Genomic DNA, 17,285 nt, shown 5'->3' with positions numbered 1-17,285 from the left:
AAAGATGAACCAATAGGCTTTAAGTTGAAAAATAAATGCTACCTTTGTGACCGCAAAACGCAGCGAAACCAAAAAAAAGATGTTAATGAAAATTAGCTTCAAAAAATTTGGAAAGAAAAAAAATACTGCGTAACTTTGCACCCGCTTGACGCTCCTAACAGAGCACAAGCATTAAGATAAAACGCCTCTTTAGCTCAGTTGGCCAGAGCACGTGATTTGTAATCTCGGGGTCGTTGGTTCGAATCCGACAAGAGGCTCAAAATGGAAAAGTAAACTTGCGTTTTCTGTATTGCGGAGCGTAATTTTATCAGGGCGAATACCAGAGTGGCCAAATGGGGCAGACTGTAAATCTGCTGGCTTATGCCTTCGGTGGTTCGAATCCATCTTCGCCCACGTAACTGCGGAAGTAGCTCAGTTGATAGAGCATCAGCCTTCCAAGCTGAGGGTCGCGAGTTTGAGCCTCGTCTTCCGCTCAAAGAAATGTCGCCAATGTAGCTCAGGGGTAGAGCACTTCCTTGGTAAGGAAGAGGTCGCGGGTTCAAATCCCGCCATCGGCTCAAAATTACGGCCCACGAAAGCGTAGTTTCGCTTTCGCGGTGCTTGTGTAAAAGAAGAAATTTCAATAATTACAATAAAATAACAAAACAGTTATGGCTAAAGAGAAATTCGAAAGAACCAAACCGCATGTTAACATCGGTACTATCGGTCACGTTGACCATGGTAAGACTACTTTGACTGCCGCTATCACCAAAGTGCTTGCAGAGAAGGGTCTTTCTGAAGTTAAGTCGTTCGACCAGATCGACAACGCTCCCGAGGAAAAAGAACGTGGTATAACCATTAATACTTCTCACGTTGAGTATGAGACTGCAAGTCGTCACTATGCTCACGTTGACTGCCCGGGACACGCCGACTACGTTAAGAACATGGTTACCGGTGCTGCTCAGATGGACGGTGCTATCATCGTTTGTGCTGCAACCGACGGTCCTATGCCCCAGACTCGCGAGCACATCCTTCTCGCTCGTCAGGTGAACGTTCCCCGTATCGTTGTTTTCCTTAACAAGTGCGATATGGTTGACGACGAGGAAATGTTTGACCTCGTTGAGATGGAAATGCGTGACCTTCTTTCGTCTTACGAATATGACGGTGACAATACTCCTATCATCCGCGGTTCTGCTCTCGGTGCGCTTAACGGCGAGCCTCAGTGGGTTGAAAAGGTTATGGAGCTTATGGATGCCGTTGACGAATGGATACCTCTGCCTCCCCGCGACATCGACAAACCTTTCTTGATGCCTGTTGAGGACGTGTTCTCGATCACTGGTCGTGGTACTGTTGCTACCGGCCGTATTGAAACCGGTATTGTTAAGGTTGGTGACGAAGTGCAGATCATGGGTCTTGGCGCTGACATGAAGTCGGTTGTTACCGGTGTTGAAATGTTCCGCAAGCTTCTTGATCAGGGTGAAGCCGGTGATAACGTAGGTCTTCTCCTCCGTGGTATCGACAAGAAGGATATCAAGCGCGGTATGGTAATCTGCCATCCGGGTGTTGTTAAGCCTCACAGCAAGTTCAAGGCTTCTGTCTATATCCTGAAGAAAGAAGAGGGTGGCCGTCACACTCCGTTCCACAACCACTATCGTCCCCAGTTCTACATCCGTACTCTTGACGTGACCGGTGAGATCACTCTTCCCGAAGGTGTAGAAATGGTAATGCCCGGTGACCACGTTGAGATCATTGTTGAGCTCATCAACCCGGTTGCTTGCGATGCAGGTCTTCGCTTTGCTATCCGTGAAGGCGGTCGCACTGTTGGTTCTGGTCAGATCACTGAGATCCTCGACTAATAATCGATATACATCGCGCCTCGTTCATCAACGCGGGGCGCGATAACAAACGGGATTAGCTCAGTTGGTAGAGCACCGGTCTCCAAAACCGGGTGTCGGGAGTTCGAGTCTCTCATCCCGTGCAAAAATAAAAGAAATGAAGAAATTAAAATTACTTACGGATATAGAGGAGTCTTATACCGAATTACGATATAAGACTTCTTGGCCTACCAAGAGTCAGTTGATCAAAAGCAGTTGCATTGTGTTGATAGCTTCCGTCATCATAGCATTGATCATTCTTGTTTTTGATCAGATTATCAACTACTTCATGCACTTCATCTACAGTCTTTAATACTTAATACGTAGTGCGCAATGGCTGAAAGAAAGAAAGAATGGTATGTGCTTCGTGCCATATCAGGAAAGGAGGCTAAGGTTAAGGAACTTCTCGATGCTGCAATCAAGAATACCGACTTAGGCAACTACGTATCGCAAGTGTTGATTCCGACTGAGAAAGTAGTGACTACCCGTAACGGGAAGAGGGTTGTGAAAGAACGCAACCTCTATTCCGGTTATGTGTTTATTGAGGCTGATCTCCAAGGCGAGGTAATGCATGAACTTCGCAACACGACTAACGTTATTGACTTTCTCGGTGGAAGAGGTAAAGGCAGCGCGCCGGAACCCCTCCGTCAGAGCGAGGTCATGCGTATGTTAGGCGCTGCCGACGAGATCAATGAGGCGAATGATGACGGTTTCGGCGACTTCCTTGTCGGCGAGCATGTCAAGGTCACTTTCGGACCTTTCAGCGGCTTCAACGGCGAGATCGTGGATCTCGACCCGGAGAAGCGCAAACTGAAAGTGGAAGTGAAGATATTCGGCCGCAGTACACCTCTCGAATTGGAGGCTTCGCAAGTAGAGCGAGAATTGGCGAAATAGTTGTTACGGACTGTTTTGTCTATTCCGACGTTTAACCCAACAAAATTTGTATTAAGAAATGGCTAAAGAAATTGCTGGACAGATCAAATTGCAGATTAAAGGTGGAGCAGCAAATCCATCGCCGCCAGTAGGTCCCGCGCTGGGTTCTAAGGGCATCAACATCATGGAGTTTTGCAAGCAATTCAATGCCCGTACCCAAGACAAGGCAGGCAAGGTGCTTCCGGTCGTAATCACTTATTACACCGACAAGAGCTTTGACTTCATTGTAAAGACTCCTCCGGTAGCTATACAGCTTCTTGAGGTGGCTAAACTCAAAAGCGGTTCAGCCGAGCCTAACCGTAAGAAGGTAGCCGAAATCACTTGGGATCAGGTAAAGGTAATTGCTGAGGACAAAATGCCCGATTTGAACTGTTTTACTGTGGAGTCGGCAATGCGCATGGTTGCCGGTACGGCCAGAAGCATGGGTATCACCGTAAAGGGAGCTTTCCCTGAAAATAACTAATAAACTTCAATTGACATGGGTAAACTTACTAAAAATCAAAAGTTGGCTTTACAGAAGATTGAAGCTGGGAAGGCTTACACTTTGGCTGAAGCGGCCGAAAAAGTAAAGGAAGTAACCTATACTAAATTTGACGCTTCGCTTGATATCGATGTACGTCTCGGCGTAGATCCCCGTAAAGCTAATCAAATGGTGCGTGGTGTCGTTACTCTTCCTCACGGTACCGGCAAACAGACTACAGTGCTTGTGCTCTGTAATCCCGATGCCGAGTCTGCCGCCAAGGCTGCCGGAGCCGACTATGTCGGTCTTGACGAGTATATCGAAAAGATAAAGGGTGGATGGACCGATGTTGACGTGATTATCACTCAGCCGGCTATCATGGGTAAAATCGGTGCTCTCGGCCGTATACTCGGTCCGCGCGGATTGATGCCTAACCCCAAGAGCGGTACAGTGACCAACGATGTGGCCAAGGCCGTTGAGGAGGTTAAAAAAGGTAAGATAGACTTCAAGGTCGACAAGAACGGTATTGTTCACTCGTCGATAGGTAAGGTATCGTTTACTCCCGAGCAGATGAAAGACAATGCCCGCGAGTTTATCAACACCTTGATCAAGCTTAAGCCCGCTACAGCTAAAGGCACCTATATTAAGAGTATTTATCTTTCGAGCACTATGAGTCCCGGTATCAAGGTTGACTCTAAGTCAATCGATGCTTAACCCTTTAATGACTACGTAAAATGAGAAAGGAAGATAAAGCAATTATTATAGATAAAATCGCTGACACGCTTAAACAGTACTCTTGCTTCTATCTGGTAGAGACCGCCGGTCTTAACGCCGAGAAGACAAGTGACCTGCGTCGTGCGTGTAATGCAGCCGATATAAAGCTCCTCGTAGTTAAAAATACTCTTCTTCACAAAGCTCTTGAGAAGATTGAAGGAGATTATTCCGAACTATATCCCTGCTTGGAAGGTGCTACATCCGTCATGTTTTCAAATGTTGGAAATGCTCCCGCCAAACTTATCAAGGATGTCCTGAAGAAAAACAAGGACGCCGCACTTCCCCGCCTGAAGGCTGCTTATGTTGAAGAGACTGTATATGTCGGCGCAGATCAGCTCGACACTCTCGCAAGCATCAAGAGCAAGAACGAGCTCATCGCCGATGTTATCGCTCTTCTCCAGTCGCCCGCCAAGAATGTGGTTTCCGCTCTTACTTCCGGTGGCACTAAGCTCCACGGCATCCTCGAGACACTCTCCAACAAAGAATAATTAAAACAGAAAAATAACTCAATTAAATCATACAAAAATGGCAGATTTAAAAGCTTTTGCAGAACAATTAGTTAACCTCTCAGTAAAAGAAGTAAACGAACTTGCTCAAATCCTTAAGGACGAGTACGGCATTGAGCCCGCAGCCGCAGCTGTTGCTGTAGCAGCCGGTCCTGCAGCAGGTGCACCCGCCGCTGAAGAGAAGTCTTCTTTCGACGTTATCCTTAAATCAGCCGGCGCAAGCAAGCTTGCAGTCGTTAAGCTCGTTAAGGAACTCACAGGTCTTGGCTTGAAGGAAGCTAAGGAACTTGTTGACGGTGCTCCCAGCACAGTTAAGGAAGGTCTCGCCAAGGCTGACGCCGAAGGACTCAAAAAGCAGTTGGAAGAAGCTGGCGCTGAAGTTGAACTTAAATAATATTGCCTGTTAATCAGGTAGATAGGTTAAGAATCATATAACAGTGATTCTTAACCTTTTTGTGCTATAATTTAAGTTGAGTTTCTCTTAACGTTTTTTCTAAATGTCAGTCTCTTTAACAAAACCACGTGTAAATTTTGCCTCGGTAAAGAACCCGCTTCCTTACCCTGATTTCCTCGAGGTACAGCTGAAGTCGTTTCAGGACTTTCTGCAGCTGGACACACCTCCTGAAAAAAGAAACAATGAGGGCTTGTACAAAGTGTTTGCAGAGAACTTCCCTATCGTGGACACCCGCAACAACTATGTGCTCGAATTCCTCGATTATTATATAGACCCTCCGCGCTACACTATCGAGGAGTGTCTGGAACGAGGTCTTACTTACAGCGTTCCCCTAAAAGCCAAGTTGAAACTTTATTGTACTGACCCTGATCACGAGGATTTCGCCCCGAAGATTCAGGACGTATACCTTGGCCCGATTCCTTATATGACTGCGCAAGGCACCTTTGTGATTAACGGAGCCGAGCGTGTTGTTGTATCCCAGTTGCACCGTTCGCCCGGTGTATTCTTCGGACAAAGTACACATGCCAACGGCACCAAGCTGTACTCGGCACGTATCATACCGTTCCGTGGTTCTTGGATAGAGTTTGCTACTGACATCAACAATGTCATGTATGCATACATTGACCGCAAGAAAAAACTTCCCGTCACCACATTGCTTCGTGCTATTGGTCTTGAAAGCGATAAGGACATTATCGAGATTTTCGGCCTTGCCGAGGAGATCAAGGTCAACAAGACCAATCTTAAAAAAGCTGTGGGACGCAAGCTTGCCGCCCGTGTGCTCAAAACATGGGTGGAGGACTTCGTCGATGAGGATACCGGCGAGGTTGTGTCGATTGAGCGTAACCAAGTGGTTATCGACCGTGAGACCGTGCTTGAAGAGGAGCATATAGATGAGATAATCGAGTCTGGGGCGCAGACTATTCTTTTGCACAAAGAGGACGCCAACACAAGCGATTACTCGATCATATTCAACACTCTGCAGAAAGATACCAGTAACTCCGAAAAGGAGGCTATACAATATATATACAGGCAGCTGCGCAACGCGGAGCCGCCGGATGATGCTTCGGCCCGCGAAGTCATAACCAACCTTTTCTTCTCGGAGAAGCGTTATGACCTCGGCGAGGTAGGCCGTTACCGCATCAACAAGAAGCTCGGTCTGGGCACTTCGATGGATGTCAAGGTTCTCACAAAAGAGGACATTATTGCCATTATCAAGTATCTGATCGAACTTATCAACTCCAAGACCGATGTCGATGATATCGACCACCTGAGCAATCGCCGCGTGCGTACAGTGGGCGAGCAGCTATACAATCAGTTCGGTGTCGGCTTGGCACGTATGTCACGTACTATACGCGAGCGTATGAACGTCCGCGACAACGAGGACTTCACTCCCATCGACTTGATCAATGCCAAGACCATATCGTCGGTGATCAATACATTCTTCGGCACCAATGCCCTGTCACAGTTCATGGACCAGACCAACCCCTTGGCCGAGATGACTCACAAGCGTCGTATGTCGGCCCTCGGTCCCGGCGGTCTGTCGCGTGAGCGTGCCGGTTTTGAGGTGCGCGACGTGCACTATACCCACTACGGACGTCTTTGTCCTATCGAGACTCCTGAAGGTCCTAACATCGGTCTTATATCGTCATTGTGCGTCTATGCCAAGATCAACGACCTCGGATTCATCGAGACTCCTTACCGCAAGGTCGATGACGCCAAGGTCAACATCAACAACGACGAAGTCGTATATTTGACTGCCGAGGTGGAGGAGGGACAGGTTATCGCGCAGGGCAACGCTCCGCTTAACCCCGACGGTACATTTGTACGCGACCGTGTGAAAGCGCGTCTTGACGCCGACTTCCCCATTGTGGCTCCCGGCGAGGTCAATCTTATGGATGTGTCGCCTACGCAGATTGCATCTATAGCCGCATCGCTCATCCCGTTCCTTGAGCATGACGACGCCAACCGTGCGTTGATGGGCTCCAACATGATGCGTCAGGCAGTACCTCTGTTGCGCAGCGAGGCGCCGATTGTCGGCACCGGCCTCGAAGGACAGCTTATCCGCGACTCTCGTACGCAGATTACAGCCGAGGGCGACGGTGTTATCGAATTTGTCGACGCTACTGTTATCCGCATACGCTACGACCGTACCGAGGATGAGGAGTTTGTAGCATTTGAAGATTCTGTAAAAGAATATCATATACCCAAGTTCCGGAAGACTAACCAGAGCACTACCATCGACCTGCGTCCTATATGTGAGAAGGGTCAGCGTGTTACTGCCGGTCAGATCCTTACTGAAGGATATTCGACCGAAAATGGCGAGCTTGCTCTCGGACGTAACCTCAAAGTGGCGTTCATGCCTTGGAAGGGTTACAACTACGAGGACGCCATCGTGCTCAACGAGCGCGTGGTGCGTGAGGATATACTCACTTCGGTGCATGTCGATGAGTATTCACTCGAAGTACGCGAGACCAAGCGCGGTATGGAGGAACTCACAAGCGATATCCCCAACGTAAGCGAGGATGCCACCAAGGACCTTGACGAGCGTGGTATAATACGTGTCGGAGCTCATGTAGAGCCCGGCGATATAATGATAGGTAAGATTACGCCTAAGGGCGAGTCTGATCCTACCCCGGAGGAGAAACTGCTTCGCGCTATATTCGGTGACAAGGCCGGCGATGTGAAGGATGCTTCGCTTAAAGCCACTCCTTCACTGAAAGGTGTCGTGATTGGCACAAACCTCTTCTCGCGTGCTGCCAAAAAGAAAAAGACCAAGAGCGCAAATGCGCAGCTTCCGAAACTCGATGAGGAGTACGAAACAAAGCAGGCCGAGCTCATGGATGTGCTCGTGGACAAACTCATGGTGCTTACCGAAGGCAAGACTTCGCAGGGTGTCAAGGATTTCCTCGGCGCCGATATCATAGCCAAGGGTGCCAAGTTTACCCCCGCCGCTCTTAAAGGCATCAATTATGATACCGTCAATCTGTCCAAGTGGACCAATGACGCTCATAAAAATGACCTTATTCGCGCTACGATTGTTAACTATCTTCGCAAGTCAAAGGAGATAGATGCCGATTTGCGTCGCAAGAAGTTCGATATCTCAATAGGTGATGAGCTTCCCTCCGGTATCATGCAGATGGCCAAGGTATACATAGCCAAGAAGCGTAAGATAAGTGTGGGCGACAAGATGGCCGGACGTCACGGTAACAAGGGTATCGTGTCGCGTATCGTGCGTCAGGAGGATATGCCTTTCCTTGCCGACGGTACTCCGGTCGACATCGTGCTTAACCCGTTGGGTGTGCCTTCGCGTATGAACCTCGGTCAGATATTCGAGACCGTTCTCGGCTGGTCGGGAGCAATACTCGGCGATAAGTTCGCTACTCCTATCTTCGACGGTGCAAGCCTTGATGACCTCAATGAATGGACCGATAAGGCCGGTCTGCCCCGTTACGGTAAGACATATCTTTACGACGGCGGCACCGGTGAGCGTTTCGACCAGCCTGCTACAGTAGGTATTATCTACATGCTTAAGCTCGGTCACATGGTCGAGGACAAGATGCACGCACGTAGCATCGGTCCGTACTCTCTTATTACTCAGCAGCCTCTCGGAGGTAAGGCTCAGTTCGGCGGTCAGCGTTTCGGAGAGATGGAGGTTTGGGCGCTTGAAGCTTTCGGCGCATCTCATATCCTTCAGGAGATTCTTACCATCAAGAGTGATGATGTCACCGGTCGCAGCAAGGCCTATGAAGCTATCGTCAAGGGCGAGCCCATGCCGCCTGCCGGTATACCGGAGTCGCTCAACGTGCTTCTGCATGAATTGCGCGGTCTCGGTCTGAGCATCAACTTAGAGCAGTAACAGTTTTCATTTGTAAGAAAGGACTATACAAAATATGGCTTTTAGAAAAGACAATAAATCAAAATCCGGTTTCTCAAAGATTTCCATCGGGCTTGCTTCGCCCGAGGAAATCCTCGAGAAGTCGAGCGGTGAGGTACTTAAGCCTGAGACTATCAACTACCGCACTTACAAGCCTGAACGCGACGGCCTCTTCTGCGAGAAGATTTTCGGTCCTGTCAAGGATTACGAATGTCATTGCGGCAAGTACAAGCGCATCCGTTACAAAGGCATCGTGTGCGACCGTTGCGGTGTGATGGTGACTGAAAAGAAGGTGCGCCGCGAACGCATGGGACACATCAAACTCGTTGTGCCCGTGGCCCACATCTGGTATTTCCGTTCATTGCCCAACAAGATTGGTTATCTTCTCGGACTCCCCTCCAAGAAACTTGATGCCGTCATCTACTACGAGCGTTATGTAGTTATACAGCCCGGTGCTGCCGAAGATGTTCAGGAACTCGACCTTCTTACCGAAGAAGAGTACTTCGATATCCTCGACAAGCTTCCGAAAGAAAATCAGTTGCTCGAAGATACCGATCCCAATAAATTCATAGCCAAGATGGGTGCCGAAGCGGTCTACGACCTGCTCACCCGTCTGGACCTCGACTCTTTGTCTTACGAATTGAGGCACCGTGCCAACACCGACGGCTCGCAGCAGCGTAAGACCGAGGCCCTCAAGCGTCTTCAGATTGTGGAGTCGTTCCGTGCGTCCAAGCACCGCAACAAGCCTGAATGGATGATACTTCAGGCTGTGCCCGTGATACCGCCTGAACTTCGTCCTCTCGTGCCGCTTGACGGCGGACGCTTCGCCACTTCCGACCTGAACGACCTATACCGTCGTGTCATCATACGTAACAACCGTCTTAAACGTCTTATCGAAATCAAGGCTCCCGAAGTGATATTGCGCAATGAGAAGCGTATGCTTCAGGAAGCAGTCGATTCATTGCTCGACAACTCGCGCAAGTCTTCGGCTGTCAAGACCGAGGCCAATCGCCCGCTGAAGTCGCTCTCTGACTCGCTCAAGGGTAAGCAGGGACGTTTCCGTCAGAACCTTCTCGGTAAGCGTGTCGACTATTCCGCTCGTTCGGTTATCGTCGTTGGTCCCGAGTTGAAGATGCACGAGTGCGGTATCCCCAAAAATATGGCTGCCGAGCTTTACAAGCCGTTTGTTATCCGTAAACTTATCGAACGAGGCATTGTAAAGACCGTGAAGTCTGCAAAGAAGATCGTTGACCGCAAGGAACCGGTGGTATGGGACATTCTTGAACACGTTATGAAAGGCCATCCTGTGCTTCTTAACCGTGCCCCGACACTCCACCGTCTCGGTATTCAGGCATTCCAGCCCAAGATGATTGAAGGAAAGGCTATCCAGCTTCACCCGCTCGCATGTACGGCATTCAACGCCGACTTCGACGGCGACCAGATGGCTGTGCACCTCCCTCTTGGCAACGAGGCCATTCTCGAAGCACAGATGCTTATGCTCGGTGCTCACAACATCCTTAATCCTGCCAACGGTGCGCCTATCACCGTGCCTTCGCAGGATATGGTGCTCGGTCTTTACTACATCACCAAGCTCCGCAAGGGCGATAAGGGAGAGGGCCTGAAGTTCTACGGTCCGGAAGAGGCGCAGATTGCCTACAATGAAGGCCGTGTTACCCTGCATGCTCCCGTATCGGTGATGGTTGATGACGTTGACGAGGACGGCAATCCGATAAAGCACCTTGTAGATAATACTTCGGTAGGCCGTGTGCTTGTCAATCAGTATGTGCCCAAGGAGATTGGCTATGTCAATCAGATTCTTTCCAAGAAATCTTTGCGCGACATCATCGGTAAGGTTATCAACACTTGCGGTGTCACCCGTTCGGCTCAGTTCCTTGATGATATCAAGAACCTCGGTTATTACATGGCATTCCGCGGCGGACTTTCGTTCAACCTCGGTGATGTGCTTATCCCTGCCGAGAAAGAGCAGTTGGTTGCCGAAGGTAACGAGCAGGTTCAGGAAGTGATGAACAACTATGCTATGGGTTTCATCACCAACAACGAGCGTTACAACCAGATAATCGATATATGGACGCATGTTAACTCGCGTCTTACCGATACGCTCATGAAGCAGATGACTGCCGCTAACCAAGGCTTCAACTCTGTATTTATGATGCTTGACTCCGGTGCCCGTGGTTCTAAAGACCAGATTCGTCAGTTGGCCGGTATGCGTGGTCTTATGGCCAAGCCCCAGAAAGCAGGTGCCGAAGGCGGTCAGATCATCGAGAACCCGATTTTGGCCAACTTTAAGGAGGGCCTTTCGGTGCTTGAGTACTTCATCTCTACCCACGGTGCCCGTAAGGGTCTTGCCGATACTGCATTGAAGACTGCCGACGCGGGTTATCTTACCCGTCGCCTTGTTGACGTCGCCCATGACGTTATCATCAATGAGGTGGACTGCGGTACTCTGCGCGGACTTGTATGCACGGAGATTAAAAACAACGAGGAAGTTGTGGCTTCACTGGCTGAGCGTATACTCGGTCGTGTATCCGTCCACGATATTATCGACCCCATTAGCGGTGAGCTTATAGTGGCTTCCGGCGAGGAGATTGACGAGGTTGCTGCCAACCGCATCAATGAATCGCCTATCGAGTCGGTTGAGATACGTTCGGTACTCACTTGTGAATCTAAGAAAGGCGTATGCGCCAAGTGCTATGGCCGCAATCTCTCCAACAACCGCCTTGTGCAGAAGGGCGAGGCTGTCGGTGTCATCGCCGCGCAGTCAATCGGTGAGCCGGGTACTCAGCTTACACTCCGTACGTTCCACGTCGGTGGTGTGGCATCCAATATCGCTGCCGTATCTACCATCACTTCACGCTACGAGGGTACTCTCGAAATCGAGGAACTTCGTACCGTAACCACTGATGAGGTCGCTCCTAACGGTAAGCCAGTGGAGGTTGTCATCGGTCGTCTTGCCGAAATGCGCATTATCGATCCGAATACCAAGATGATGCTTACTAACGCCAACATACCTTACGGTTCCAAGCTCTATTTCAGCAATGGAGCTACCGTTACCAAAGGTGATGTGATATGCGAATGGGACCCCTTCAATGCGGTCATCATATCGGAAGTAGGCGGTAAGATAAGCTTCCAGAACCTTATCGACAATATCACTTATCGCGTGGACTACGACGAGCAGACAGGTCTTGAAGACAAGATTATCATCGAGTCTAAAGATCGTACCCGCGTGCCTGAAGCCAATATACTTGATGCCAACGGTCAGGTTCTAAAGACCTATGCGCTTCCTGTGGGAGCTCACCTGATGGTTGAGGATGGAGCAGAAGTTAAGCCCGGTGAGGTATTTGTCAAGATACCGCGTTCGGCTGGTAATGCCGGTGATATCACCGGTGGTCTGCCCCGTGTTACCGAGTTGTTCGAGGCCCGTAACCCGTCTAATCCCGCTATCGTATCGGAGATCGACGGTGAGGTTAAGTTCGGCAAGGTTAAGCGTGGTAACCGTGAGATTTCGGTAACTTCCAAACTTGGCGAAATCAAGAAGTACCTTGTGCCCCTGTCCAAGCAGATACTTGTTCAGGAAAACGACTATGTACGTGCCGGTACTCCTTTGTCTGACGGTGCCATCACTCCGGCTGACATCCTGAATATCATGGGTCCCACTGCCGTGCAGGAATATATCGTAAACGAAGTTCAGGACGTATACCGCATGCAGGGTGTGAAGATCAACGATAAGCACTTTGAAGTGATTGTGCGTCAGATGATGCGTAAAGTCAATATCCTTGATCCGGGCGACACCTGTTTCCTTGAGCAGCAGGTGGTTGACAAACGTGAGTTCATGGAAGAGAATGATCGTATCTGGGGTAAGAAAGTAGTGGTTGACGCAGGCGACAGCGAAAACGTTAAGCCCGGTCAGATCATTACGGCGCGCAAGCTCCGTGACGAGAATTCGGCTCTGAAGCGCCGCGACCTCAAGGTCGTTGTTGTACGCGATGCAGTGCCTGCTACTTCAGAACAGATACTGCAGGGTATTACCCGTGCCGCTCTTCAGACATCGAGCTTCATGTCGGCCGCATCATTCCAAGAGACCACCAAGGTCCTCAACGAGGCAGCCATAAATGGCAAGGTCGACACCCTCGAAGGTATGAAAGAGAATGTCATCTGCGGTCATCTGATACCTGCCGGTACTGGTCTTCGCGAGTACAATAATCTCGTTGTAGCCGGTAAAGACGACATAGATACCGTATTCGACGCTCCCGATGTTGTGGATATCGTACATCAGGAGGTAAGATAAAATCTATTTTCTCATATAAATAACGAGGGGCGATAATCATATGATTATCGCCCCTCGTTATTTTTTTGTTCTATGATATTGTCATATCTTCCGTCGGCTTTGCGTCTGAGAAAAGCCTCGGCATGTATTTTCTTATGAAAGCAAATACACCTTCCGTTCTTTGACCCTTTCAAAAAATCTGTATATGAATTTTATTCAGAACATAGTTTAATCAAAAAATTATTGATACCTTTTGACGATTAAATTATCTATATGCAGTTATAGACCTAAGTCAAAAAGGGGCAGTTGATTTTGACACAGCCACCTGTTGATTCGGGCAGATTGATTTGGTGTATATGAATGAATGATATATATGGTATGCTTGTGAACCAATCGTACGGTTTGAATTATATATTATGTGAAAATGAAATGAATATTTGAATGCGTTGAGTTATCTTTGCAATGTAAGAAATTGTTATTTAGCGTTTTTAATTACTGTTATTGGTGTAATAGGTGTTAAGGTTAAGTTATTGTTCTGGGCACCACAAATAGCTGTTAACCCTATGGTTTTCAGCTATTTTTATTTTGTCGGGTAGCCAAAGGGTAGCCAAACGCAACACTACCCATCATCTTTGACGCATAGAATCGCAGGGAAATCAATCAAAAGAAGCGAAGCCTCCACAGATGCGGAAGCCTCGCCTTATAGTTTCTGAATGATTGTCGAGGTCAGCCCCATAAGGGGTGCCGGGGGTAACGGGTCGCCCTCTCGTTGGCGCAGGGGTGCGAGTCAGAAAAATTTTTTATTTTTCAAACACAAGTTCTTGATGCCCTATATCTTCCAAACAAGAAAACGACACATGATACTCTCCGTTTTGCCAACTCCAAAACTTATTGCCAAATTTGGCGTGAGAAGATTGGTCTAATCTATGCTCTCCGTATATTTCATCAACTGAGGCTACAAGGCTTTGTTTTTCATCTTCTGTTAATAATGGATAGACTTCTTTATATAGAAGAATGCGCTTAACATTGTTATGTGAGTCTTTTGCAATAGAAAATCTATCCCAATCTACACCCATGTAATTAAGCATTTGTGAACCTTTGAGTCCATATTCATCTTCCGTATAGTCATAATTATTAGCAATAAGAACTTCTTTTGCTGCATCAAGAGATTGCCCTAATGTAAGAATCCATATTTTATTGGGGTTATCTTTAGCAATTTTATGGTCTTTTGCATTTGCTGGCACTTCTCCTTTTTTTATAAAATGTAACTTCCGACCCTCGCCATCAAAACCAATCAAGTCAAAGCTGCTTTCAGTAATATCACTTATTCTGCTATTAAGTTTTTCTTCATGTCCCACATATTGCAGTTGCAGAGAATCCCCAACTAATTCGTATGAGAAATTCATTTTACGATATATCGGGTCTAAAAATGCACTTCGGATTTTGAATTCAGCAAATCCAGTTCCATCAACATCAAAAACAAAGATTAAATTTGAGTTAACCGTATCTTTTCCCTCTCCGAAAGTTTCATTGCTCTCCCATTGTCCTATCAACGGATTTTGAGATGATTGAGTACAGGCACTTAAGACTACGACAAATAATGCTATTGCAATTATATTCTTCATGATTTTAGTTTTTATTACGTTCAATAATTACGTTGATAATTCCTGCGAGTTTTTGAGCCTTTGCAACGTTATCGCCTATCTGTAACGATATGGTAGGCTCTTGTAAGCTGTTCACGTTGATATATAGTGTGTATTTATGCTTTGTTATGGTTTGACTTGTAGCGTTGTCAGAGGTATTCTTTTTTGCCGTAGCCGCTCCTGCGACTGCTCCCAATCCGCCCGTAAGTACACCGCCTACAACTGCACGACCTATCATGCTGCCTGTAGAAGTCTTTGCCGTACCCGTTGATGTTGTGATTGTTTCGCTCGTGGCATCATCAACCAATGAATAGTCTAATATATCCGAGAACTTGAACTCTTTTGATTTGATTATTATAACACTTGACTGTTCAAAAATCAGCACCCTTGAAGATATGTTATATTCACGCCAATCATCTAAATTCTCATTTATGGCACACTCTCCCAATCGAGAGGATAGTTCGACTAATTGTTTTTCGTATTCTTCGCAAGCGGCTAATCGTCTTTGTTTTTGTCTTTCTTCGCGAGCCTTTTGTTGCTCCATTATCTTGTCGCCCTCTTTAGAAAGATGTCTCACGCCAAGTATAATGGCGAGAATTAAGAGTATCAAAAATATAATCCAGCCCATTTTGTTATAGGTTTTAGTTGTTAATTGGGTTATTCATCAAGATACTTATAGGCAGCCTTCACAATGGCAGTAAAGCCAAATAGGAAAACAGAGAATGCTATTATACCAAGTCCATATTTCCAAGAGCCGTTTTCAATATCACTGAAAAGACCAAGTATTCCTACTATCAAGGAAAGCCACGCAATAATTTTGATAGCGGCAGGAACTATGAATGATTCGCTGCTATTCTCTCTATATCGCTTACCTTGATATGGTTTGGAGTAATAATCGGTAAGTGGTGTTTTCTGTTCTTCTTCCATTGTCAGAATGAATTATATGTTAATACTGTGCGCACTTGCCGATAAAACAAAAGCGCAGACTTTCGCCATACGCCTCTTGGCTCACCACAAGCCTTAATACACTATGAGAAAGCCCGCGCCGTAAGGCACGTTCTCAATGTGTATTGTTTAGCTCGTTACATTCCGAGGTGGTGATTCAGAGGCGCATTGAGCTAATATGTAAGGGTGCAATACCCCAAAGAAGGACTGCACCGCAAATTTAGTCATATTTCGCCGATTGGCAAAGTGTTTCGCTTGGTTTTGCACGTTCTTATGTTCTAAAACATAACTTGATACGCTTACATAGCCTTCAATCCATCTTTTGGCTGATTTCGTGGAGCGATGAGGATATTTCACAGATGGGAATAATAAGTTCTCTTACTGCATTTGTGAGTGCCTCAATCTCTTCGCGGATTGATTCAAATGTTTCTGTCTGTTTGTCGTTTGTCTTTTTGTTCATAATAATCAAGGTATTGGGTTAAACTTAATTTCTCCATTCAACTCCGCTTTCCACAGAGCATCGAGGTAGTCAGCAATCCAATCTTCCTGTGATTTGCGAGTAGCCATAGCCGCCACGCTGACACGGCTTGCATTGGTCGGGTATGCCGTGAGGTAGGCATCAACTTTTGACATTCCGAGCCACATCATCAAGGCGAATACCACATCTGCTCTCGTCATATTCTTATGCTTCGCTTCGGGCAGTTGTGCAGGGTATTTGCGAAGCTCCCACGCCACTTCCCACGGTGTTTTCTTAGCTGATTTTCCTGTTTTCTTGCGTGCCATAAGTCTAAAAATAAAATTGTTGATTGTTGTTGTAGTCTGATTTTGTTGAGTTTATTGACCTATCATTTTCGGTGTCAAACTTAACCCTCAATCAATTACATTGCTTGCCGCCCAGATTTATATTGACTTTCGACAATGATTCTATTGATTAGCGAGAGGGTCATGTTTGACCGCATGGGTAAAACAGGACTGCCGAAGCCGTAACCACGGCAATCCTGCATTTCATAGGTCAGTTGAGGTTGAACGGCATCCGCAGAGGCGAATCCCAATCATCGACTCGCAGCCATTCGGGAACCGGCATTGAGGGGTCATGCTCCGCTATGAGAGCCTTTAACTCGTTGAGGTCGGCAAAGCCGTTAGCTTGCGCCATCGCATTGTCAATTCGCATCTCAATCTCGCCGCAGGCCAAGTTCTGCCGGAACTGAATCGGATAGCGGCCGGCGTACATCATCGTGTGATATTTCCACATAGTCATATCATATTAGGGTTAAACAATTTTCCATTGACCGTGATAGCCATAACAAGTGCATATCAAGTTCCATATCTCTTTGCCATCGGCAACATATCGCAGTATGCAATCATCGAAACCGTCACCATCGTTTATCTCGCAGTCAACCTTATGAGGGTGTAAATTCCGTTCCATAACCGTATGGAAAAGCCACTCTACTTTGACCCTTTTGGCCAAACAGAATTTACCCACCTTGGCCATAATATGATTGACCCTTTAAAGTCCTGGTGTTAGGGGTCAATTTTATTTTACCCTTTTAATTCTCTA

General features: G+C 47.3%; 15 protein-coding genes and 5 tRNA genes. 14 read left to right on the top strand and 6 right to left on the bottom strand.

The window, feature by feature from the left end:
- The first annotated feature begins 183 nt into the window (after positions 1 to 183).
- The 14 genes from FW767_RS07015 (at position 184) to rpoC (ending at position 13,160) form a co-directional block, all read left to right on the top strand.
- Positions 184 to 257, top strand: a tRNA-Thr gene (locus tag FW767_RS07015).
- Between the two features lie 53 nt (positions 258 to 310).
- Positions 311 to 393 (top strand) — tRNA-Tyr (locus FW767_RS07010).
- Between the two features lie 7 nt (positions 394 to 400).
- A tRNA-Gly gene (locus FW767_RS07005) sits at positions 401 to 473 on the top strand.
- Between the two features lie 12 nt (positions 474 to 485).
- Positions 486 to 557: transfer RNA gene (locus FW767_RS07000), tRNA-Thr, on the top strand.
- A gap of 93 nt (positions 558 to 650) precedes the next feature.
- Positions 651 to 1,835, top strand: a complete 1,185-nt coding sequence (gene tuf / locus FW767_RS06995) for an elongation factor Tu (RefSeq protein WP_121699962.1) — start codon at positions 651 to 653, stop codon at positions 1,833 to 1,835.
- A gap of 49 nt (positions 1,836 to 1,884) precedes the next feature.
- Positions 1,885 to 1,957, top strand: a tRNA-Trp gene (locus FW767_RS06990).
- A gap of 14 nt (positions 1,958 to 1,971) precedes the next feature.
- On the top strand, positions 1,972 to 2,166 hold the full coding sequence (gene secE, locus FW767_RS06985; protein WP_121699963.1) for a preprotein translocase subunit SecE: 195 nt from the start codon (positions 1,972 to 1,974) through the stop codon (positions 2,164 to 2,166).
- 20 nt (positions 2,167 to 2,186) lie between these two features.
- Positions 2,187 to 2,747, top strand: a complete 561-nt coding sequence (gene nusG / locus FW767_RS06980) for a transcription termination/antitermination protein NusG (RefSeq protein ID WP_121699964.1) — start codon at positions 2,187 to 2,189, stop codon at positions 2,745 to 2,747.
- Positions 2,748 to 2,805: 58 nt separating this feature from the next.
- Positions 2,806 to 3,249 (top strand): 50S ribosomal protein L11, encoded by a 444-nt coding sequence (gene rplK, locus FW767_RS06975; protein WP_121699965.1) that lies wholly within the window; start codon positions 2,806 to 2,808, stop codon positions 3,247 to 3,249.
- Between the two features lie 15 nt (positions 3,250 to 3,264).
- Complete coding sequence (rplA, locus tag FW767_RS06970) at positions 3,265 to 3,960, top strand: 50S ribosomal protein L1 (RefSeq protein ID WP_121699966.1); 696 nt, start codon at positions 3,265 to 3,267, stop codon at positions 3,958 to 3,960.
- Positions 3,961 to 3,980: 20 nt separating this feature from the next.
- On the top strand, positions 3,981 to 4,508 hold the full coding sequence (gene rplJ, locus FW767_RS06965) for a 50S ribosomal protein L10 (RefSeq protein WP_121699967.1): 528 nt from the start codon (positions 3,981 to 3,983) through the stop codon (positions 4,506 to 4,508).
- 37 nt (positions 4,509 to 4,545) lie between these two features.
- Positions 4,546 to 4,920 (top strand): 50S ribosomal protein L7/L12, encoded by a 375-nt coding sequence (gene rplL / locus FW767_RS06960; RefSeq protein ID WP_121699968.1) that lies wholly within the window; start codon positions 4,546 to 4,548, stop codon positions 4,918 to 4,920.
- 103 nt (positions 4,921 to 5,023) lie between these two features.
- On the top strand, positions 5,024 to 8,836 hold the full coding sequence (gene rpoB / locus FW767_RS06955) for a DNA-directed RNA polymerase subunit beta (protein ID WP_121699969.1): 3,813 nt from the start codon (positions 5,024 to 5,026) through the stop codon (positions 8,834 to 8,836).
- Positions 8,837 to 8,870: 34 nt separating this feature from the next.
- Positions 8,871 to 13,160, top strand: a complete 4,290-nt coding sequence (gene rpoC / locus FW767_RS06950) for a DNA-directed RNA polymerase subunit beta' (RefSeq protein WP_121699970.1) — start codon at positions 8,871 to 8,873, stop codon at positions 13,158 to 13,160.
- A gap of 779 nt (positions 13,161 to 13,939) precedes the next feature.
- On the opposite strand, the gene FW767_RS06945 is transcribed toward rpoC, so the two are convergent.
- The 6 genes from FW767_RS06945 to FW767_RS06925 all read right to left on the bottom strand — a co-directional run bounded on the left by FW767_RS06945 (position 13,940) and on the right by FW767_RS06925 (position 16,979).
- A complete protein-coding gene (locus FW767_RS06945; protein WP_121699971.1) occupies positions 13,940 to 14,764 on the bottom strand; it encodes a hypothetical protein in 825 nt (274 codons plus the stop codon).
- Between the two features lie 4 nt (positions 14,765 to 14,768).
- Entirely contained in the window at positions 14,769 to 15,410 is a 642-nt protein-coding gene (locus FW767_RS06940; RefSeq protein WP_121699972.1) for a hypothetical protein, read from the bottom strand.
- A gap of 29 nt (positions 15,411 to 15,439) precedes the next feature.
- On the bottom strand, positions 15,440 to 15,709 hold the full coding sequence (locus FW767_RS06935; protein ID WP_121699973.1) for a hypothetical protein: 270 nt from the start codon (positions 15,707 to 15,709) through the stop codon (positions 15,440 to 15,442).
- Between the two features lie 328 nt (positions 15,710 to 16,037).
- Complete coding sequence (locus tag FW767_RS13130) at positions 16,038 to 16,187, bottom strand: hypothetical protein (RefSeq protein WP_205523850.1); 150 nt, start codon at positions 16,185 to 16,187, stop codon at positions 16,038 to 16,040.
- Between the two features lie 5 nt (positions 16,188 to 16,192).
- Positions 16,193 to 16,510 (bottom strand): hypothetical protein, encoded by a 318-nt coding sequence (locus FW767_RS06930; protein ID WP_121699974.1) that lies wholly within the window; start codon positions 16,508 to 16,510, stop codon positions 16,193 to 16,195.
- 229 nt (positions 16,511 to 16,739) lie between these two features.
- A complete protein-coding gene (locus FW767_RS06925; protein ID WP_121699975.1) occupies positions 16,740 to 16,979 on the bottom strand; it encodes a hypothetical protein in 240 nt (79 codons plus the stop codon).
- Positions 16,980 to 17,285 lie beyond the last annotated feature (306 nt).

Origin of the sequence: Heminiphilus faecis, from assembly GCF_008728965.1 — a bacterium.
GTDB lineage: Bacteria > Bacteroidota > Bacteroidia > Bacteroidales > Muribaculaceae > Muribaculum > Muribaculum faecis.
The sequence above is the reverse complement of the archived record's forward strand: the minus strand, read 5'-3'. Positions and strand labels throughout refer to the sequence as shown.